The sequence below is a fragment of the Brevundimonas denitrificans genome (assembly GCF_030160755.1).
Classification (GTDB): domain Bacteria; phylum Pseudomonadota; class Alphaproteobacteria; order Caulobacterales; family Caulobacteraceae; genus Brevundimonas; species Brevundimonas denitrificans.
The window spans coordinates 16,899-35,256 of record NZ_BSOY01000005.1; the positions used below are offsets into that span (position 1 = coordinate 16,899).

Here is an 18,358-nt window from a genome sequence, read left to right on the forward strand (position 1 = left end):
CAGGCATCCGGATCGCGGCCTTGTGCACCTTGCCGACCCGGCAAGGTCAAGCGCCGTTGCGCGAAGCCCCGGCCAGAACCTCTGAGAGCCTCTTGCGCGCGCGCGCGATGCGGGTTTCCACGGCCTTCGGCGTGATGCGCAGAATGGAGGCGATCTCCGCGTGGGACCGCCCTTCGAGCGCGGCGAGCAGGAGCGGCCCCTTCAGGGCGTCCGGGAGGTCGGACAAGGCGCGTTGCAGGTTTTCGGCCCTGCGCTGATCGTCTAGCCGGGCTTCGGGCTCGGGCGCATTGTCGCCCACCGCCGTCGCCTCGGGCGCGTCGAGACCCATGACTCCGCGCACCACGCGGCGAACCGCCCGGCGACGGCTCCAATCGCGGCATTTGTTCAGGGCGATGGAGCGCAGCCAGACATCGAAGGGCCGCGCCGGATCATACCGTCGCATGGCGAGCCAGGCGGACGCATAGGCTTCCTGGAGCACGTCCTGCGCCTCGGCCTCGTCGCCGACGTAGCGGCGAACGAACCGGTAGAGGTCGGCCTTGGTCGCGGTCATAAGGGCGGTGAAGGCGGCCCGGTCTCCCCCGGCTGCGCGGACCTCGATGCTCTGGTGGCACCCCACGCGCCGCGCTTAGCCGGCGCCGGAGCGCAGGGAGTCTACGACCGCTTCATCGAACACCTCGGCCTGCTCCGGGGTCAACACGGCGCGCATCTCGAAGACATGGCTGATGGTCGCCTTCTGGAGATCGCCCATGGCGGCGTGGAAATGGTCCACCGCCGCCTGGACCTGCGGCGAGTCTCCGTCGCTGGCGGCGATGGCCGCGGCCAGTTCGCGATTGGCCGCACGAACCTCGGCCTCCAGCGCGGGGCGGCGCGCGGCGAAGCGGGCCTCGATGGCGTCGAGACGGCGATCCTGATCGGCGCTCAGATCGAGTTGTTCATGGACAACGCTGTGCAGGCTGGGCGGCTGCCGCTCCCGCATGACCCAGGTCGCGCTCGCCCAGGTGGCCGCACCGCTGGCCAGCGCGGCGAGGATGGCCGTGATGACGATGGACTTCCAGTTTGCACTCATCCCTGGATGTCCAGGCCGGACAGCGGCGACAGGCCGGCCGACACGGTGAAAATCCGCATCTCGGACGGTTCGGGGCGCGGCCCCAGCAGCATCAAGCCTCCGTTGGTGACTCCGACCACGAGAGCAAGGGCAATCGCTGCGACCCGAAGCCGGCCCATTCGGGACCGCTCGCGACGTTCGCCGATGCGCGCCCAGACCTTGTCCTCCAGGCCGGCGAGTTGCGCCTCGCCATCGTGTCGACCTCCGCCGATCAGTCGATCCGTGTCATCCAGCATTGCGCACCTGCATCACGCCCCGTTTGTCATACGCGCCTTTTCGCCATAGCCCTCCTGAGGAGTCCAAGGCTAACTGACGTATTGAATATGACGTCAGCGCGACCCGGCTGGCGAAGCGCCCGGTAGGGAAGGAGACGCACCTGATGCGACTGCAGTTGAACCGTCGTCTGTTGCTCGGCGCAGGCTTTTTCCTGGGCCTGGGCGGGACCGCTTGCGCTCAGTCCGCGCCCGCGCGGAACCTGACGGTGTACAAGACTCCGACCTGCCCATGCTGCGACGGGTGGATCGCCCACATGCGCCAGGCGGGTTTCACGACAACCGTCACCGTTCTTCCCGATCTTCAGCCGATCCGGCGCAGTCGGGGACTGCCCGACGCGCTGGCCTCCTGTCACACCGGGCTGGTCGGCGGCTATCTGGTCGAGGGTCATGTGCCGGCCCAGGACGTCATCCGCCTGCTGGCCGAGCGCCCGACGGCGGTCGGCCTGGCCGTGCCCGGGATGCCGCTGGGCTCGCCGGGGATGGAAACGCCGCAAGGGCGCAAAGACCCCTACGAGACCTTGCTGGTGCTCCGGTCGGGCGCCACCCGCGTGTTCGCTCGCCACAACCAGCCTGCCTGACGAAGATTCCGCGCAGTCCGATTCCATGACCCACAACCCGGAGCCCGCCATGTCCCGCACCGTCCTTGCCCTCGCCCTGTCGATGACCGTTCTTTCGGCGGCGCCGGCCTTCGCCCAGGACCACGCCCACGGCCATCATCACGCCCCGGGATCGGTCGCTGCGGAAGCGACGGGCGCGGCCGCGGCCGTCGACGCCTTTCACGCCGCGCTCAAGGCCGGGGACACGGCCGCCGCGCTGACGTTCCTGGCGCCGGACGTCATGATCTTCGAAGAGGGCGGCGCGGAACGATCGCGGGACGAATATGCGTCCCATCACCTGGGTTCGGACGCCGCCTTCGCGGCCGCGTCTGAAGCGACGATGGCGCGCAGATCAGGCTGGGCTGAAGGGGAGCTCGCCTGGATCACCAGTGAAGGCCGCACCACGGGCCAGTTCAACGGCCGCGCCGTGGATCGCCTGACGACCGAAACCATGGTCCTGAAGCGCCACGCCGACGGCTGGCGCATCCACCACATCCACTGGTCGTCGCGCGCGCCGGGGTAACGGCTTCTGCGACCGACCCGGAAAGCAAAGACGCCCGCCCTCCCGGGCAGGCGTCCCTGATCAGGCGATCAGCAGCAGGTGCAGGCTTCTGCACACGCGGCGATGGCGTCGCAGCACGCGCATACGACCTGAGCCACGGCGTCCGGCGCGGCCGCGAAGGCGGCGGAACCGGAAGCCAGCAGCACCAGGGCTGCGATAGTGAGAGTGCGTGTCATGGTTTTGATTCCTGTATTGAGTGAATGAAGTCGTTCCTCGGTGAACAGGATCAGGTTCGTGGGGGCGGATCGTCCGCCTCCGGGGTGAAGTCGGCGCGTCGCGCAACAAGTGAGGGGTAGCGGACGGAGACGAAAGTGCGGGCCAGCGTGGAACCGCCGCCTTGCGGGATGAGGCTCTGGCAAGACGCCAGACAGGCCTTCCGGCACGGGATCACTCCGGACTCCGGCTCGCATGGACCGCTGGCGTCGCTCATGGACATGGCGGCCATGCCTTGACTGATCGGGGCTTCGCACGCCGTGGAGGCCGTCGACACGAACAGCACCGCCAGCGCCGCGAGAAGCGCAGCCGTCAGCGGGAAGAGGTCGCGGCGCAGGAACGACATCATCCTGAATCCGCCTCGCACCGTCCCGGAATTGTCGACGCCGTCATAGAGACGCCGGAGGTTGAAGGGTTCCCATGGCCGCGACGACGGCGAGGAGAGCAAGCCCCAGTCCGGTTTCGAGCAGCAGGCTGCGCCTCAGATCTCCCATGGCGGCGGAGGACGGCGCGGCCGTGTGGAGCGCAGCGCCAAGCGCCGGCGTCAATCGAAACCGGTTGCTCGCCGCAAATGCGAGCATCGCCCCGAAGAGGATGAGTTTGGCGATCAGAAGCCGGCCGTAGAGGCTGGCTCCCAGGTCTCCGACGCGGGCAGGGCCGACCAGGAACCAGCTGTTCACGAGGCCGGTGAGGACCAGCAGAACAACCGCGAGCGTTCCCAAACCGGCGAAGCCATGGAGCGCGCGATGGATCGCCAGATCTTCTGGCGACGTCCGGCGCATCAACAGGATCGTCAACGCCCCCAGGGCCCCGAGCCACAGCGCCGCGGCGACAGCGTGAGCGATGTCGGCGACGAGGTGGAGGGGGCCGCCGGGGCCTTCGGTCGCCCCCGCGTGGCCGGTCCATGCGAAGCTGGCGGCGACGACCAGTCCGGCTGTTGCCGTCACGCACCAGAGCGCCCGGCCCGATTTCAGGGCGACGACCGCCACAAGGGCAAGGACGGCGACGACGGCCCGGGCGACCATGGCCAGGCCCAGGGCCGTGCCCGTGACCATGAAGGACAGCGACGCGGGCTTGAGCGCTTCGCTCAGCGACCCTGCCATGACCGCCGTCTGGGCCACCAGGGCGGCGAGCGATCCGAGAGCGACGACGATCGCCGCGCCGATCAGCGTCGGTCGCGCCCAGGCGAGGTTGGGAGCGACGCCGCCCCTGAAGCTGTAGAGCAGGAACAGCGGCGCGCCGAGCAGTACAACGGCGCCGCTGTATTGGAGCCAGCGGAGCGCGATGACCGCGACTTCGAGCACGGCGTCAGCGCACCGAGAATGTGTAGGAGCCCGTCATGCGGTGGCCGTCGCTCGACGCGATGCGCCAGTCGACCCGGTAGGCGCCGGCGCCCAGAGCGCGGGACAGGGTTCCTGTCAGGGTCTTGCCGTCCTCTGCGACCAAGGTCTGGATCGCGACCTTCTCGCCCGCCGCATCGACGACATCGAAGCCCGAGAAGGCGGCGACCATGCGCTCGCTGAAGGTGAGGCTCAGCGTCCGGGTGGACGCCACGGTCGCGTTCGGAGCCGGCGTCGCGCTGACCAGTCGGGCATGCGCCGCCGCCGGTCCAGCGGCGAAGGCCATGACCGCCGCGGCGACGATGAAGGGCGCGGGGTTGAAGTGACGCATATCAGTCTCCGGTCGTCTGGCCGATCCCGGCCTTCAGCTTGTCTACGCGCAGCCCGCGCGCTTCCCTCATGAAGAACAATCGCGACCGTTGATGGCGAGCGCAACGACGGGGTCCCTCCCTGACGCCTTGCCGACTAGCGGCGGCGATGCCGGGCGGGAATGAGACCATGCCGGGCCATCTTGTCGTAGAGGGTCTTGCGCGGAATCTGCAGTTCCGCCGTGACCTGCCGGATGTCGCCCTGATGACGTGTCAGGGATTCCCGGATCAGTTCGGCCTCATAGGTCTGGACGCGCTGGACCAGGCCTTCGTCCGACGGGGTGTGGGACGATGACGGGCTGAGACCGACGGCGACCTGACTGGCGTAGTTCGCCAGTTCGCGCAGGTTGCCGGGCCAGTCATGCTCCAGCAGCCGGCGGCGGATGGCGTGATCCACCGGGGGCGGTTCCCGACCCAGGCGGCTCGCTACACGGCCCAGAAAGCGGGCGAACAGCAGCGGCACATCCTCGCGCCGCTCGCGAAGGGGCGGGGCCCTCAGGCGGATGACGTTCAGGCGATAGTAGAGGTCCTCACGCAGGTCGCCGCGCGCGACAGCCTCCACCGGATCTCCCTTGGTCGCCGCCAGAATGCGAAGGTCGAGCGCATGCGGCTCCATCGCGCCGACCGGCAGGATCTCGCGTTCCTCCAGGACCCGCAGCAGCAACAACTGGGCGGCGCGGGGCGCGAGGTCGATCTCATCCAGAAACAGGGTGCCCCGGTGCGACTGCTCGATCTGTCCCTCGCGACGACGGAAGGCCCCGGTCGGGCCGCCGGCGTCGCCCATCAGCAGACTTTCCAGGCCGCTTTCCGGCAGGGCGGCGCAGGAGACCGCCACGAAGGGCCGCAGGCGCCGGCGTCCGGCGTTGTGGATCGCGCGCGCCACGGCCTCCTTGCCGGAGCCGGTCTCGCCCTCGATCAGGACGTCGACTTCCGCATCGGCCAGCCGCTGGATCGCGGCGCGCAGCGCCTCCACCGATCGGCTTGAACCGCTCAACGGGATCGAGCCCTCATCATCCGCGGCGAGGGCGGCCAGCCGGCGGTTGTCGAGTACGAGGGCGCGCTTTTCGAGGGCGCGGCCCAGGGTCTCGATCAGGCGCTCGGGGGCAAAGGGCTTGGCGAGGAAATCATAGGCGCCGCGTTTCATGGCGTCGACGGCTTCGGCGATGTCGCCGTGACCGGTCATCATGACCACCGGCAGATCGGGATCCAGACCGTTCAGGCGTTCGACCAACTGTCGCCCGTCCATGCCCGGCATGCGCAGGTCAGTCACCACGACGCCGTCGAACCGGTCATTGATGAGTTTGAGCGCCGCCTCCGCCGACCCGAAGGCGACGACGGTCAGGCCCTCCAGCTCGAGCCGTTCCGCGAGGGCGCTCCGGAAGGCGTCGTCGTCGTCGATCAAGGCGACCCGGTCGAGCACCTCGAAGCTCATGACGCCTTCGCCAGACGGATGGTGAACCTGGCTCCGGCGGAAGACGGTTCGAGCACCAGCTCACCTCCAAAGGCGGCGACGATGTCGCGGCTGATGACGAGGCCCAGTCCGAGGCCATCCGGCTTGTCCGTCGTGAACGGCGTGAAGAGCCTTTGCCGCACGGTCGGCGTGACGCCGGGTCCATTGTCCGCGACATGGATGGTCACGTGCCGGCCCTTGACGTGGACGCCGAGGTCAATGACCGGGTCCTGCACGCCTTCGAGCGCCTCGATCGCGTTCTGGAGCAGGTTCAGAACCACCTGCTCAAGCCGGTTGCGTTCGGCCCGGACGGCCAGGCCCGCGGGCGCCCGGCGGCGTTCCAGGCCGATGCCCTTTTCCCTGAGCCGGCCGGCGACCAGAAGGAGCGCGCCGTCGATGGCGCCGTCGACGCCCACGGCCACGGTCTCGGACCGGGTTTTGCGCGAGAAGGCGCGCAGCTCGTCGGTGATGACCCCGACCCGCTCGGTCAGGCGGTCAATATTGGCCAGTGACCGAAGCGCCCCGGCGCTGTCATCGCGCCGCAGCTGGACCGAGGCGCTGTCCGCGTGGGTCCGGATAGCCGCGACCGGCTGGTTGATCTCATGCGCCACCCCGGCGGCGATCTGGCCGAGCGTCGCCAGCTTGTTGGCCTGGATCAGTTCGTCCTGCAGGTCCTGACGAACGGTCTCGAGCCGCCGCCGCTCGTCGATTTCGTGGTTCAGCTGATCGTTGGCGGACCTCAGCTCGGTGGTGCGCAGGTCGATCTGCCGCTCGAGCTCGATACGGGCCTGTTCCGCTTCGACCGCCCGCGCCGCCGCGCGCTGGCGGCGGCGGAGAAGGATGCCGGTCAGGGCGGCGAGGAGGGCGACGGTCATGGCGCCCAGCCACCGGGCGATCGCGACCGCGCGCGATATGGCGTCTCCTGAGGGCGAGAGCAGGTTCAGGCGCCAGCCGATGTCCGGGATCGGGTCGGACGCGGCCGCGTAAAGACCTTCGGGAATGTCGGACGAAATCCGGACCAGGCCGGCGCCGGCGGTGTTGAAGGGAAGGGGAGTCGGAACGGTCGAACCCGCGGTCTGGGTTTCGGCGAGGCGGCGTCGGAGATCGGCGGACAGGGGCTGGGCCGTGTGAAAACGCCAGGCCGGGACCGTGGTGATGACCACCACGCCGTCGGCGTCGGTCACATAGGTGGGTTCGCCCGAGGCGCGCCAGTCCGCCTCAAGCGCGTCGAACTCGACCTTGGCGACGATGACCCCGAGGGGGCGGCCGGACGGGGCGTCGACGCGCCGGGACAGATAAAGACCCGGACGGCCGCTGACGGTGCCGAGGGCGAAGAAGGTCGCCTGGCCATCCCTCATCGCCTCGTAATAGTAGGGGCGGAACCGGTAGCTGGAGCCCACGAAGCTGGTCGGCAGGCGCCAGTTGCTGGCGGCGATCGTCCGGCCCTCGGCGTCGAGGGCGTAGATGGCGGCGGCCCGGACGTCTCTCGCCAGGGCCTCGAATTTCCGGTTCAGCCGCGCGGCGCCTGCCGCATCGGGCCGGCCCAGCACGGCCGCCAGATCCGGGTCCTGGGCGAGCACCATCGGCAGGGAGCGGTGTCGTTCCAGCTCACTGCGCAGCACAGCGGCGTGAAGCGTGCTGGCCGTCGCCGCCTGACGTCCGGCGGACTCCCGCGCGTCCCGGCGGGCCACCTCGCCGCTCGCCAGGACGACCACCAGGGCGACCAGGCTCCAGGCCGCTGCGAACAGCCGCCATTGAGTCGAAACGGAGAAGGGGCCGCGCATTTAACGAATATGCGAAATTACGCACAAACATCCAAGATGACTGTGCGGAATTGCGCACAATATCGAACCGGATCGTAGCTTGGGGGCTGTTTTCCGTAAATAATACAATGAATTCTGACCGCGTGTCGCGTCGCTTGATGTGGCGATTGGGAAGCCGATACTCGCTCCAATGGCGCCGTTCAGAGCGCCGCAGTGACCGGAGCCGGGCCTCGGTTCCAAGGGAGGTCGTTTGTTGCAGCCAGCCGTCGCCGCCGGTGAGACCACCGTGCGCCGTCCCTTCTATCGCAGCCTGTACTTCACGGTCCTGCTCGCGATCCTGGCAGGCGGGCTGATCGGTCACCTGTGGCCTGACCTCGGCCAGAGCCTCAAGCCCCTCGGCGACGCCTTCATCAAACTGGTGAAGATGATCATCGCCCCGGTGATCTTCCTGACCATCACCACCGGCATCGCCGGGATGCGCGACCTGAAACAGGTGGGGCGGGTGGCAGCCAAGGCGTTCGCCTATTTCCTCGTCTTTTCGACTCTGGCCCTGATCATCGGCCTGGTCATCGCCAATGTGGTCCAGCCGGGCCGGGGTCTGAACATCGACCCCGCGACGCTCAACGCCGGGGCTGTCGCCCAGTACGCGACGGCGGCGCACGAGAGCACCATCGTCGGCTTCCTGACCGGCATCATCCCCAACACCCTGGTCAGCGCCTTCGTCGAGGGCAACATCCTGCAGACCCTGTTCGTCTCCATCCTGTTCGGCATCGCCCTGGCGATGGTCGGCGACGTCGCGGCGCCGGTGAACCGCGCACTGGACGCGCTCAGCCAGGTCGTCTTCAAGCTGGTGGCGATCCTGATGAAGGCGGCGCCGATCGGGGCCTTCGGGGCCTTCGCCTTCACCATCGGCGCCTACGGATTGGGCGCGATCGCCAATCTGGCGGCGCTGATCGCCACCTTCTATGTGACCTCGCTGGTCTTCGTGTTCGGCGTGCTGGGCCTGGTCTGCCTCGCCAACGGCTTCTCCATCTTCCGGCTGGTCGCCTATCTGAAGGAAGAACTGCTGCTGGTGCTCGGCACCTCGTCGTCAGAGGCGGCCCTGCCCAGTCTGATGCAGAAGCTGGAGCGCGCCGGCGCGCCCAAGTCGGTCGTCGGGCTGGTCGTGCCGACGGGCTATTCGTTCAATCTGGACGGCACCAACATCTATATGACGCTGGCGGCCCTGTTCATCGCCCAGGCGATGAATATCGAGCTCAGTCTGCAGGACCAGCTCCTGCTGCTCGTGGTGGCCATGATCAGCTCCAAGGGCGCCGCCGGCATCACCGGCGCCGGCTTCATCACCCTGGCGGCGACCCTGGCGGTAGTGCCGGGCGTGCCGGTCGCCGGCATGGCGCTGATCCTCGGCATCGACCGCTTCATGAGCGAGTGCCGGGCGCTGACCAATTTCGTGGGCAATGCGGTGGCGACCCTGGTCGTCGCCCGCTGGGAGGGAGAACTGGATCGCGAGGCGCTTCACGCGGCGCTTGGATCCGGGCCCGGAGCATTGGCCGCGTCGCCCGATCCGGCGGCGGGCCCGGGTGATCGAGACGTCGTAACGGCCGACTGAGAGCGGCCGACATAAAAAGAGGGAGGACGAGACATGAGGACCATGCACAAGACCGCGCTGCTGGGAAGCGCCGCCATGCTGACGCTGCTCGCGTCGGCTCCGGGGGCCTGGGCGCAGACGGCGCCGGCGGCCGACGAGCCGCAGGCGGCCAGCAGCCTCGACGACGTCGTGGTCGTCGGCTCCCAGATCCGGGGCGCGGCCGTGAACGCGGCCCTGCCGGTGACCGTGCTGAACGAAGAGCAGATTCTCGCCACCGGCGCGGTCAACGGCGACGACCTGATGCGTTCGATCCCGCAGATGGGCGATGTGCTGTTCAGCGCGGCCAACAACCCGCAGACGTCGAACGCCGCGCGCGGCGACGTCAACTCGGTCAACCTGCGCTCGCTGGGCGTCGGCAACACCCTGGTGCTGCTGAACGGCCGCCGCATCATCACCCACCCAACCAGCCAGGGGACGTCCGACACCGGCACCGTGCCGGTGCTGAGTTACAACTCCAACGCCATCCCGGTGTCCGGAACCGGCCGGGTCGAGGTTCTGCTGGACGGGGCGGCCGCCATCTACGGCGCGGACGCCGTGGCGGGCGTGGTGAACACCGTCCTGCGCGACAATTTCGACGGCCTCCGCATCCAGACGCAGTACGGCGGCGCCGAGGGCACCCACCTGCGCGAGCTCACCACCAACATCTTCGCGGGCCGGAATTTCGACCGCGGCAACCTCTCCGGCTTCATCGACTATACGGACAGAACCGCCCTGCTGGCGGAGGATCAGGATTATACGGCCTCGTCCAACCTGCGCAGCCTGTTCGCCAATGAGCCGGGGTTCGACACCAGCCTCGATCCTGACGGTCGCGCCACCCGCGGCGCCTGGGCCAATCTGCAGGCCAGGACAACGACCACGATCCGCCGGAACGGCACGGCCCTGACGACCTCGGCCGGCGCCTTCCACATCCAGCCGGCCAGCTTCGGCTGCGCCACGCCGGTCGGAACGGACATCTGCATCGCCTCCGGCAATGCGAGCGCCAACGGCATCCAGCGCGACCTGCGCTATGACACCCAGGTCGGCACCACGGTGACGCCCGAGGTCGAACGGCTGAACGTGTTCGTGGCGGGCCACTATGAACTGAGCCCTGACGTCGAGGCCTTTGGCGAGATCGGCTTCTACCAGGCCACGACGCAGAACATCCAGCCGCCGACCATCAGCCTGAACGCCATCTGGATCCCGGCGTCCAACTACTGGAACCCGTTCGGACCGGTGACCTTCGCCAACGGCCAGGCCAACCCGAACCGTCTTTCGGGCCTTACGGGCGTGCCGGTGGGCGGCCTTCCGGTCCGGCTGGGCAACTACCGCTTCAATGACGCCGGCTTCCAGATCGTCGATGTCGATAACTATCAGTCCCGTCTCCTGGGCGGACTTCGCGGCGAGCGCTGGGGCTTCGACTGGGAGACGGCGCTGGTCTATTCCGAAGCAGAGGCCACTGACACTTCGAACGCGGTCAACATGACGGCGCTGCAGGCCAGTCTCGCCCTGTCCACGCCCGACGCCTACAATCCGTTCAACGGCGGCTGCGTCGCCACCACGACCTTCGGCGACTGCACGCCGAGTTCCCAGACCGCTATCGATGCGATCTCGACCGAGCTGGTCCGGGTGTCACGCACGACCCTGACCATGGCCGATTTCAAGATGAGCCGGCCGGATCTGATGGAGCTGCCCGGCGGGCCGTTGGGCGTGGCGTTCGGTGTCGAGTTCCGGCACGAGACCCAACGCGATGACCGCGACGCGGACCTCGACGGCACCAACATCTTCACCGACATGGTCGACGGCACGGTCAGCATCTCGAACCTGTCAGCGGTGAGCTCCAACCCCGACACCCGGGGCGAGCGGGACGTCGCTTCAGCCTATCTCGAGTTTGCGGTGCCGGTGGTGTCGCCCGGGATGAGCATCCCGCTGATCCACAACCTCGAATTCCAGGTCGCCGGCCGTCTCGAGCACTACAGCGACTTCGGCGACGTGGCGAAACCCAAGATCGCCATGGCGCTGGACATCGTCGACGGGTTGCGGCTGCGGGCATCCTATTCGGAAGGGTTCCGGGCGCCGAACCTCGAACAGACCAACGCCACCACCTATTCCCGACTGGCGTCCAACAACGACTATCTGCGCTGCGAGGCCGATCTTCGGGCCGGCCGGATCGCGACCTTCAACGCCTGCGCCCAGTCGGTCAGCTATTCCCTGCGGGTATCGGGCAATCCGGACCTGAAGCCCGAAGAGAGCACCAACCAGTCGGTCGGGCTGGTCTTCGAGCCCTGGTTCCTGCCCGAGACCCTGGGCGACTTCACCTTCACCGTCGACCGCTGGCGCATCGAGCAGGAAGACATTGTCGGCCTGATCGGAGGTCAGACGGCGGTGGTCCAGGACTATCTCGCCCGCCTGAACGGCTCCTCCAATCCGAACGTCGTGCGGGCCGCTCCGAATGTCGACGACATCGCCTTCTTCACGGGCACCGGCATCGCGCCGGTCGGGGCGATCCAGTTCGTCAACGACGGCTTCGTCAACCTGCTCCCACAGGACGTTCAGGGCGTGGACTTCGCCGTGCACTGGCGATTGCGAGACACGCCCTGGGGCGACTTCCGCGCCCAGGTCAATGTGGCGCAACTGCTTGAGTTTCACCGCGACGCGGGTCCGACGGTGCAGGCGCTGGATGAGGCGCGTGACGCCGGCGAAATCAACCCCGCCACGCCGCTGCCGATCGCCAGCGACCTGTTGGCGCGCAACGGCCGTCCCGAGTTCAAGGTGTCGAGCACCCTGACCTGGAGCCAGGGACCCTTCCAGATCGGCGCCTTTGTCCAGTACACCAGCGCCGTGGAGGAAACCGGCTTCCTCAGCACCACCGGCGATCCGTGGATTGTGGAATCCCAGACGACGGCGAACCTGTACGGCCAGTATGAGTTCGAAGGCGCCGGCTGGGCCGCCGACACGCGCATTCGCGTAGGCGCGCGGAACATTACGGACGAGGCCCCGCCGCTGACGTCGTCCGGCTATCTGGGATCGCTGTATCGACCCTATGGCCGCTACTGGTACGCCAGCATCACCAAGACGTTCTGATGCCCTGACCGGCGCCGCTGACGCAGGTTACGGCGCCGGTCGAGACTGGCAGGAGAGACAGGCATGAAGCAGCTGGCGGCAGCGGCGTTTGCGATCGCCGGCCTCGCCTTCGGCCCTGAGGCCTTGGCGGACCCGCTGGAGCCCCGGCCGATCGAGTGTCCGGCGTCGGCCGGGCAGGGGACCCGGTGCGTCTCGGGTCAGGACGCCAACGGCGCCTGGTTCGTCGCGGCCATTCCGCCGAACTGGAACCGTCGCCTGATTGTCCACGCCCACGGCGGGCCGCGGACGGGCGCGCCCGAGCCCGCCGAGCCGCTGGAGGATCTGGACCGGTTCTCGGTCATGGTCCGGCACGGCTACGCCTGGATCGGATCAAGCTATCGGCGCGGCGGCTATGGCGTCCGGATGGCGGCCGAGGATACGGACAACAGCCGCCAGATTTTCTGGTCCCTGTACGGCCGACCCGAGCGCACCCTGCTGCACGGTCAGTCCTGGGGCGGCAATGTCGCCGCCAAGGCGTCGGAACTCTATATTGGAGACGCCGCGTCCGGCTGGAACTACGACGGCGTCCTGATCACCAACGGCGTGGTCTCCGGCGGGACCCGCGCCTACGGCTTCCGGGCCGATCTGCGCGCCGTCTACCAGTACTATTGCGCCAATCACCCAGCGCCCGACGAGCGTGCCTATCCGCTGTGGCAGGGCCTGCCCCTCGACAGCCGGATGACCCGGGCCGAGCTGAGGCGGCGGATCGAGACCTGCACCGGCGTCGACCGCCCCGCCGCGGGCCGGACTCCGGCACAGGCCGCCCGCCTGCGGGACATACTGGCGGTGACCGGCGTCGCCGAAGCCCAACTGGTCAGCCACATGACCTGGGCGACCTTCCTTTTTCAGGACATGGTCCTGCGGCGGCTCGACGGGCGGAATCCGTTCGACAACCGTACGACGGTCTATCGCGGATCGGCCGACGACGCGGCGCTGAACGCCGGCGTCCAGCGCTTCGCGGCGGATCCGCAAGGCGTGGCGTTGCTGGCTCATGACGCGGACCTGACCGGACAGATCGTCCGCCCCACCCTGACCGTTCACGCCCTGCGCGACCCGACGGTGAGCGTCGACCTCGAGGCTCTGTACGCCGGGACGGTCTCCGCGGCCGGCCGGTCGGAGTGGCTGGTGCAGACGGTTACGGATGAATCCGACCACAGCCGGTTGTCAGACGCGAGCTATATGACGGTCCTCGACGCGTTGGAGACCTGGATCGATCGGGGCGTCCCGCCAGACCCTGCCGGCTTTCAGGCGCGATGCCAGGCGATCTGGAGCGGGCAGGGGCCCTGTCTGTTCATCGCGCCCTGACAAGGATCCCGTCAGTCCGACGACGACCTGTCTGCGCCCACGGGCCCGCCCCGGACGCCGAACGCCAGCCGGACGGAACAGGCGAAGGCCGGGGGCGCCCGTGCGTCGAATGCCGGCATTGCAGCGGTGGGGCATGACCCTTTGCGGCGGACCAATGCGCCGAAGCGGCGAGAGACTGGCCCGGGCCATCAAAATGCTGACTCCGGGCTAACCCGGCCTTCCTCCCCCCACTGACCGGACCGGTCGCCCCGCCGCCGCCCTCCGGAAGGAGGGCGCCGTCGGATGGATTTGACGGATCTTCCATGTTTGTCGCTTCATTCCCCGGACCGGACAATATTGCAGCGTCCATTGCCCGGCGAACGCTCGGTAATGTGGGAGCCATTTTCGGGCCTGCAGGGACCCGGCGGTTATCGAAGAAGTGCGTGGCGGTGCGGTCAGTCATTCGACCACTTGTCTCCGATCGATCGGGCGGATCTCGGTGAAAAAGACCAAGTTGTGCGCATTTCCACGAATCGCGCTTATGCGCATTTCGCGAACGAGAGGGGAACAGGCGAGGCGGTGGAGCCGGCTCCGCGCCACAAACGGGGCCTAGCCACGAGATCTTCGCTTCGCCCGTCTGAGTCTGTCGACGCTGCGGCACATCCCCCCACACCGTGGCCAGACGACCGGAAGTTCTCCAGGGCTTCTCGGCAGGTGCGGCAAGGTTCGAGAGGGTTATTTATATTCTCGCGCGTAATCTTGAACAATGCGCGTGGACAGGGGACCGCTGTCCACGAGTTCTTGCCAGCGGATCGGGTTGCGTTTCAGGGCGGAGACTACATGGCCGTATCCCGGCGCTCGCCAGTGCAATTCCAGCCAACTGCGCAGGAACGCGAATAGCGTGGCACCGGGAGTATCAGAAGCTACCAATGCCCCGAGGAGCATCCCACCAACCCCGCTCGGAGCATTCCAGATCGCCGACAAGCTGTCCGGTTGGATGTACGTAAATCGTTGAACTTCAGCGACCAAGGCGTTTGTGGCGATACGCTTGCGAGGCCCCGTGAAATCATCACCTAAAAAGGCCAAGGCGTTGCTCATGTGTTCCGCCAACGCACGCCCTAGTCCTCGTTGGAGAGCGCGTCGGAGCTTCGGGTCTGTCTCGCGCTCAATCCAGTCAATCATCCTGTCCAGATAGGCTGGGCTGGCCTTGGCGGCTCTCGCCATCGCGCCAAGGACTATCGCCCCCGCTTGGTCAGTCGTTGCGGCGATGTATCGCTCGCCGTAGTCCATCCATCGGCCCGCACCCTCGCTACGCAGGATGAGCGTTTCGACCAAGTTGGCAGTCTTCGGATGATATTGTTGATGGGTTAGCCAATTTTGCACCCGAGCATGAATGGCTCGATTCTTCGGGCGGCTACTCAAAAGCGGTACAAAGAGGTGTTGAGCCTGCGGGTGTTTGGGAAATGCATCAAGCCAGTCTAGTGCGAGCTGAAGAACCTCTCGACTCCTCCGCCTGGCGACTACCATTGGGTTCAACAGCCAATAGGCCATCTCGTGCTGCGGGTTCGCGCGTATCCAGCTCACCGCTACCTTGTAGGCACGGCGACCCCGGCGATTCGCCTTCACCAGAGGAGCGAGCATCCAGTAGACACTAGGATGCGCCAAGTTTGTTTCAGCCCACGCGGTCGCATCTCGAACTACGGCAGGATTTTCTGATGCCGCTTTGATCAGCGCGGACCAGATCTGGGTCGCTGACGCATGTCCGACCTTGTTCTTAAGCCACACCCGCGCGAGGTCGATGGCCTGTGGAGGCAACGGTCGCGTCGCTAGAAGTGGCACAAGCACATGATGGAGTTGGTCGGAGTCTGCCTCTTGCTTGCACCACGTCAGCGCGAGCTGAATAGCCTTCTCGTCTTCATATGCAGACACCATCGCGCCAACGATGATATGTGCGGCTTGATTGGAGCCCGAATGGGCGACCCACGCGCTTGACACATCCCGCAAACCTTGAGCGTTCGGCCAATGTGCCAACAGGGGCTGAAGCAGCTGTCGAACCCACGGATGAAGGGGGTTAGCCTTGACCCATTCCAGCGCCAGATTGAGTACGTCACGATCTGATGGGCGGACTGCAATGAGAGTTTCGAGAACGTAGTAGCTGACTGGCTCGTTAGCGCTTCGGTGGGTACTGACCCACTCGATCGCCAGTTCTTTCAACCTCTGGTCCGTCCGCCGTGAAGCCAACAGCGGGACCATAACTGAATACGCTTGTGCATTGCCGATGTTGGCTTCGATCCACTCCATCGCCCGGGTGATCGCGTATTTTTCTTGCGGCCAAGCTGCCAAAATGGGGGCGATAGCTCGACCTGATCCACCTAATGCCGTGGCGGACTCTAGCCAGAGCCTGCAAAGGGCCCAACAAGCCGGGCGGTCGAGCCCCCGACGCGAAATCATACTCAGAGCGGCGTCCACGCCCGGGCTGGGCTCCAGGCCTAAGAGGAGATTTTGGGCCGCTTGACGCAGCTCAGCGCTACGCGAGGCGTATTCCGCTAGGTCGCTCACTCGCCAAAGCCATCCGGAGATGTAGCCCGCCAGACTGCTAGGAATCGCCGCTGTGCTGGTGAGCTGAACTGCTTCGTCAACCGGGTTGGGTGCAAGCTTTAGGCCCGGCCGCTTTGTAATGATGTCCATCCACCTTGGAAGGAGTGGCGAACGCTGTCCTGCCGGGAGCGCCGACGACACCTTTGCATTCAGTTCGGCAAGCATCTCTTCAGCGCCGCCGCCGTCACCGTCTTGAAGGATCGGCGTCGTGCCAGCGTTGAACAGAAGTGAGTTGGCCTGAACGGTGTCCTGTCGGCGGGCTGCGGCGATCAAAGACGGTGCTAAGGCTCGACCTAGAGCTTTCGCAACCGTGGTGGGAGGAACAACCCACTCGCGAAACATCGCCCAGCTGATCTGTGGATGAGCGAGTGCAAGACCTCCCCCGTCGCGATCCGAAATCTCGAAGTGCAGTTGCGATTGGGAGCAGAGGGCGATGAACGCATCTTTTTGCTCATCGGCTAGATCCTCCAAAATTTCGCGGGAAGCGGGTAGGCCGATTGCGTTTGCAGCGAGGATTGACTTGGCGAGATCGAACAGGCCCAGCCGCCGAAGGCGCCCGCGAAAACTCGCCGCAAAAGCTGCGATTGGCTCGTGCTGTACCAACTCGAACAGCCAGATCACAAGTAGCCGGTTCTCGGCTTCCGCCGGGACGGCCAAAGCCGTGTGGCCCGTACGATTTGTGTACCATTCGGCAAAGCTGGCCATTTCTTCTGATGCAAGGTTCGGCACATCGAAGCTGTGGACGTCTGCTACTGTCGCGAACTCAGACTCGAAAGTCTCCCGTTCAATGGTCGGGCCGCAAGTGAGGATCGCGACCTTTGGCATAACGAGATTCGCTGCTTGGTGAATGGCGGCATTCCACGCATCATGATCAGTAACGAATGGCAGGTCGTCGACCAAAGCGACCGAAGGAAAAGCGGCAGGGCTGGTATAACCTCCTTGAAGTTCACGCTGTTCATTGATCCACTTAGGTAGGTCGTCTGGTGACCTTAGCACGGTGACGCTGCGTCGCTCCGTTCCGGTCAAAATATGCTGCGCTAGCTGCAAGAGAAGAACTGATTTTCCTTCACCAGACCTTCCGCTAACCCAAAACATTGGTATCTTCGTCGATTGGTCATTTTGCTGAAGGTCTTTCCACCACGCTCCGTAGTCACGAACCATTTCGGAGAAAACACGTGGTCGCTCTCGAAATCTATTCATCTTAAGATCGGACAGAAGTGGCCTTCTATTGAAGACGATTGAGGTATCTTCGTGAGCCCCAGGTTCTAGGCGAACATCTGATGCGCTCAAGCGGATTCCGGTGGGAGTCCGAAGGGCGGCGCGCCACCTTCCTTGGGCCGTGAACTCGCGTGCGAGCGCTAGAGCCAAGTCTTCGAGCGCGAAACGACTGGGATGCTCGAAAGCCCGCAGCAGCATGCTGAGACAGGCATCAATGAAGCCCGAAGAATCTGTAACACCAGCTCGCCACAGCACTTCGTGCAGGCCCACAAACGGATCTTGTTCCTGCCAAATCGCGTCGTCCCATTGGAACGAAGCGACGACCGCGGTCCAAACTTCTAGTTTGACATCCTCGCCAATCACCTCTCGCGGATCCAAGTCCCGAGGTCTGATGGTGGTCTGAAGGTTCAGGCATGCGATCCGGAACCTGATCCTTGTCAGTAGAGATGGCTCGCAAAGTAAAGCAATTTCGTACGCCTCACGGAGAGCGGAGCGCAGAGAAGTCACTGTCAGCGTGCGTTTAACCTGAATTAGCTGAGCAAGCCCGTTCTTAGGAAAAAATACATCTGACAGCAGCTCAGTCTTGGCAAGTTCTGTAGGATTATTTCCCTGCTCAAGACCTTCGAAGAAGCGTTGTAGATAAACCGCTGCTTGGAAGGAGAAGCCCGCGAGCGCCCACCATCCACCGCGTGCTCTACGGTTCTCGCCCCAAGCCGCGATGAGCGTTTCGAGGCTTTCTGCGCGGGGACCGATCTCCGCAGATGGTGTCTCGTTCAAATTGCCCTCCTGAGTCCGCCCCCGGCCAACCTAGGCCACGCGACCCAGAGCCACAATTGTGC

Annotated in this window: 14 protein-coding genes; 5 read left to right on the forward strand and 9 right to left on the reverse strand. The window is 65.9% G+C overall.

The window, feature by feature from the left end:
• Positions 1-46: 46 nt before the first annotated feature.
• The 3 genes from QQJ79_RS02115 to QQJ79_RS02125 are packed head-to-tail and all read right to left on the reverse strand — an operon-like array spanning position 47 to position 1,341.
• Entirely contained in the window at positions 47-616 is a 570-nt protein-coding gene (locus QQJ79_RS02115) for an RNA polymerase sigma factor (protein ID WP_284220612.1), read from the reverse strand.
• A 9-nt stretch (positions 617-625) separates the two neighbouring features.
• Entirely contained in the window at positions 626-1,066 is a 441-nt protein-coding gene (locus QQJ79_RS02120; RefSeq protein ID WP_284220614.1) for a Spy/CpxP family protein refolding chaperone, read from the reverse strand.
• Positions 1,063-1,341 carry a hypothetical protein gene (locus QQJ79_RS02125; RefSeq protein ID WP_284220616.1) on the reverse strand — a complete coding sequence of 93 codons (279 nt, stop codon included), beginning with the start codon at positions 1,339-1,341 and terminating at the stop codon, positions 1,063-1,065. Before QQJ79_RS02125 ends, QQJ79_RS02120 begins: the two co-directional genes overlap by 4 nt.
• Positions 1,342-1,484: 143 nt before the next feature.
• Here QQJ79_RS02125 and QQJ79_RS02130 point away from each other — a divergent pair, with 143 nt between their 5' ends.
• Positions 1,485-1,958 (forward strand): DUF411 domain-containing protein, encoded by a 474-nt coding sequence (locus QQJ79_RS02130; protein WP_284220623.1) that lies wholly within the window; start codon positions 1,485-1,487, stop codon positions 1,956-1,958.
• 49 nt (positions 1,959-2,007) lie between these two features.
• Positions 2,008-2,499, forward strand: a complete 492-nt coding sequence (locus QQJ79_RS02135; RefSeq protein ID WP_284220624.1) for a YybH family protein — start codon at positions 2,008-2,010, stop codon at positions 2,497-2,499.
• Positions 2,500-2,764: 265 nt separating this feature from the next.
• Here the strand turns inward: QQJ79_RS02135 and QQJ79_RS02140 are convergent, their stop codons facing one another.
• The 5 genes from QQJ79_RS02140 to QQJ79_RS02160 all read right to left on the reverse strand — a co-directional run bounded on the left by QQJ79_RS02140 (position 2,765) and on the right by QQJ79_RS02160 (position 7,693).
• Complete coding sequence (locus QQJ79_RS02140; protein ID WP_284220626.1) at positions 2,765-3,100, reverse strand: hypothetical protein; 336 nt, start codon at positions 3,098-3,100, stop codon at positions 2,765-2,767.
• 40 nt (positions 3,101-3,140) lie between these two features.
• Positions 3,141-4,055, reverse strand: a complete 915-nt coding sequence (gene copD, locus QQJ79_RS02145) for a copper homeostasis membrane protein CopD (RefSeq protein WP_284220628.1) — start codon at positions 4,053-4,055, stop codon at positions 3,141-3,143.
• A gap of 4 nt (positions 4,056-4,059) precedes the next feature.
• Positions 4,060-4,422: a copper homeostasis periplasmic binding protein CopC gene (gene copC / locus QQJ79_RS02150; RefSeq protein ID WP_284220629.1), complete on the reverse strand. Its 363-nt coding sequence runs from the start codon at positions 4,420-4,422 to the stop codon at positions 4,060-4,062.
• Between the two features lie 134 nt (positions 4,423-4,556).
• A complete protein-coding gene (locus QQJ79_RS02155; RefSeq protein ID WP_284220631.1) occupies positions 4,557-5,891 on the reverse strand; it encodes a sigma-54-dependent transcriptional regulator in 1,335 nt (444 codons plus the stop codon).
• Positions 5,888-7,693, reverse strand: coding sequence for a sensor histidine kinase (locus QQJ79_RS02160; RefSeq protein ID WP_284220634.1), 1,806 nt, complete (start codon positions 7,691-7,693; stop codon positions 5,888-5,890). Before QQJ79_RS02160 ends, QQJ79_RS02155 begins: the two co-directional genes overlap by 4 nt.
• Before the next feature lie 232 nt (positions 7,694-7,925).
• On the opposite strand from QQJ79_RS02160, the gene QQJ79_RS02165 reads away from it, so the two are divergent.
• From QQJ79_RS02165 to QQJ79_RS02175, 3 genes are all read left to right on the forward strand, one after another.
• Positions 7,926-9,281 carry a dicarboxylate/amino acid:cation symporter gene (locus QQJ79_RS02165; RefSeq protein ID WP_284220636.1) on the forward strand — a complete coding sequence of 452 codons (1,356 nt, stop codon included), beginning with the start codon at positions 7,926-7,928 and terminating at the stop codon, positions 9,279-9,281.
• A 42-nt stretch (positions 9,282-9,323) separates the two neighbouring features.
• Positions 9,324-12,380, forward strand: coding sequence for a TonB-dependent receptor domain-containing protein (locus QQJ79_RS02170; protein WP_284220638.1), 3,057 nt, complete (start codon positions 9,324-9,326; stop codon positions 12,378-12,380).
• 63 nt (positions 12,381-12,443) lie between these two features.
• Positions 12,444-13,724 (forward strand): hypothetical protein, encoded by a 1,281-nt coding sequence (locus tag QQJ79_RS02175; protein WP_284220639.1) that lies wholly within the window; start codon positions 12,444-12,446, stop codon positions 13,722-13,724.
• Between the two features lie 714 nt (positions 13,725-14,438).
• Here the strand turns inward: QQJ79_RS02175 and QQJ79_RS02180 are convergent.
• Positions 14,439-18,296, reverse strand: coding sequence for a tetratricopeptide repeat protein (locus QQJ79_RS02180; RefSeq protein WP_284220641.1), 3,858 nt, complete (start codon positions 18,294-18,296; stop codon positions 14,439-14,441).
• Positions 18,297-18,358 lie beyond the last annotated feature (62 nt).

What these genes read in the sequence shown, in the direction of transcription:
- QQJ79_RS02120 (WP_284220614.1), bottom strand. Translation starts at nt 1,066, where the DNA reads ATGAGTGCAAACTGGAAGTCCATCGTCATCACGGCCATCCTCGCCGCG.
- QQJ79_RS02125 (WP_284220616.1), bottom strand. Translation starts at nt 1,341, where the DNA reads ATGCTGGATGACACGGATCGACTGATCGGCGGAGGTCGACACGATGGC.
- QQJ79_RS02130 (WP_284220623.1), top strand. Translation starts at nt 1,485, where the DNA reads ATGCGACTGCAGTTGAACCGTCGTCTGTTGCTCGGCGCAGGCTTTTTC.
- QQJ79_RS02135 (WP_284220624.1), top strand. Translation starts at nt 2,008, where the DNA reads ATGTCCCGCACCGTCCTTGCCCTCGCCCTGTCGATGACCGTTCTTTCG.
- QQJ79_RS02140 (WP_284220626.1), bottom strand. Translation starts at nt 3,100, where the DNA reads ATGATGTCGTTCCTGCGCCGCGACCTCTTCCCGCTGACGGCTGCGCTT.
- copC (WP_284220629.1), bottom strand. Translation starts at nt 4,422, where the DNA reads ATGCGTCACTTCAACCCCGCGCCCTTCATCGTCGCCGCGGCGGTCATG.
- QQJ79_RS02155 (WP_284220631.1), bottom strand. Translation starts at nt 5,891, where the DNA reads ATGAGCTTCGAGGTGCTCGACCGGGTCGCCTTGATCGACGACGACGAC.
- QQJ79_RS02160 (WP_284220634.1), bottom strand. Translation starts at nt 7,693, where the DNA reads ATGCGCGGCCCCTTCTCCGTTTCGACTCAATGGCGGCTGTTCGCAGCG.
- QQJ79_RS02170 (WP_284220638.1), top strand. Translation starts at nt 9,324, where the DNA reads ATGCACAAGACCGCGCTGCTGGGAAGCGCCGCCATGCTGACGCTGCTC.
- QQJ79_RS02175 (WP_284220639.1), top strand. Translation starts at nt 12,444, where the DNA reads ATGAAGCAGCTGGCGGCAGCGGCGTTTGCGATCGCCGGCCTCGCCTTC.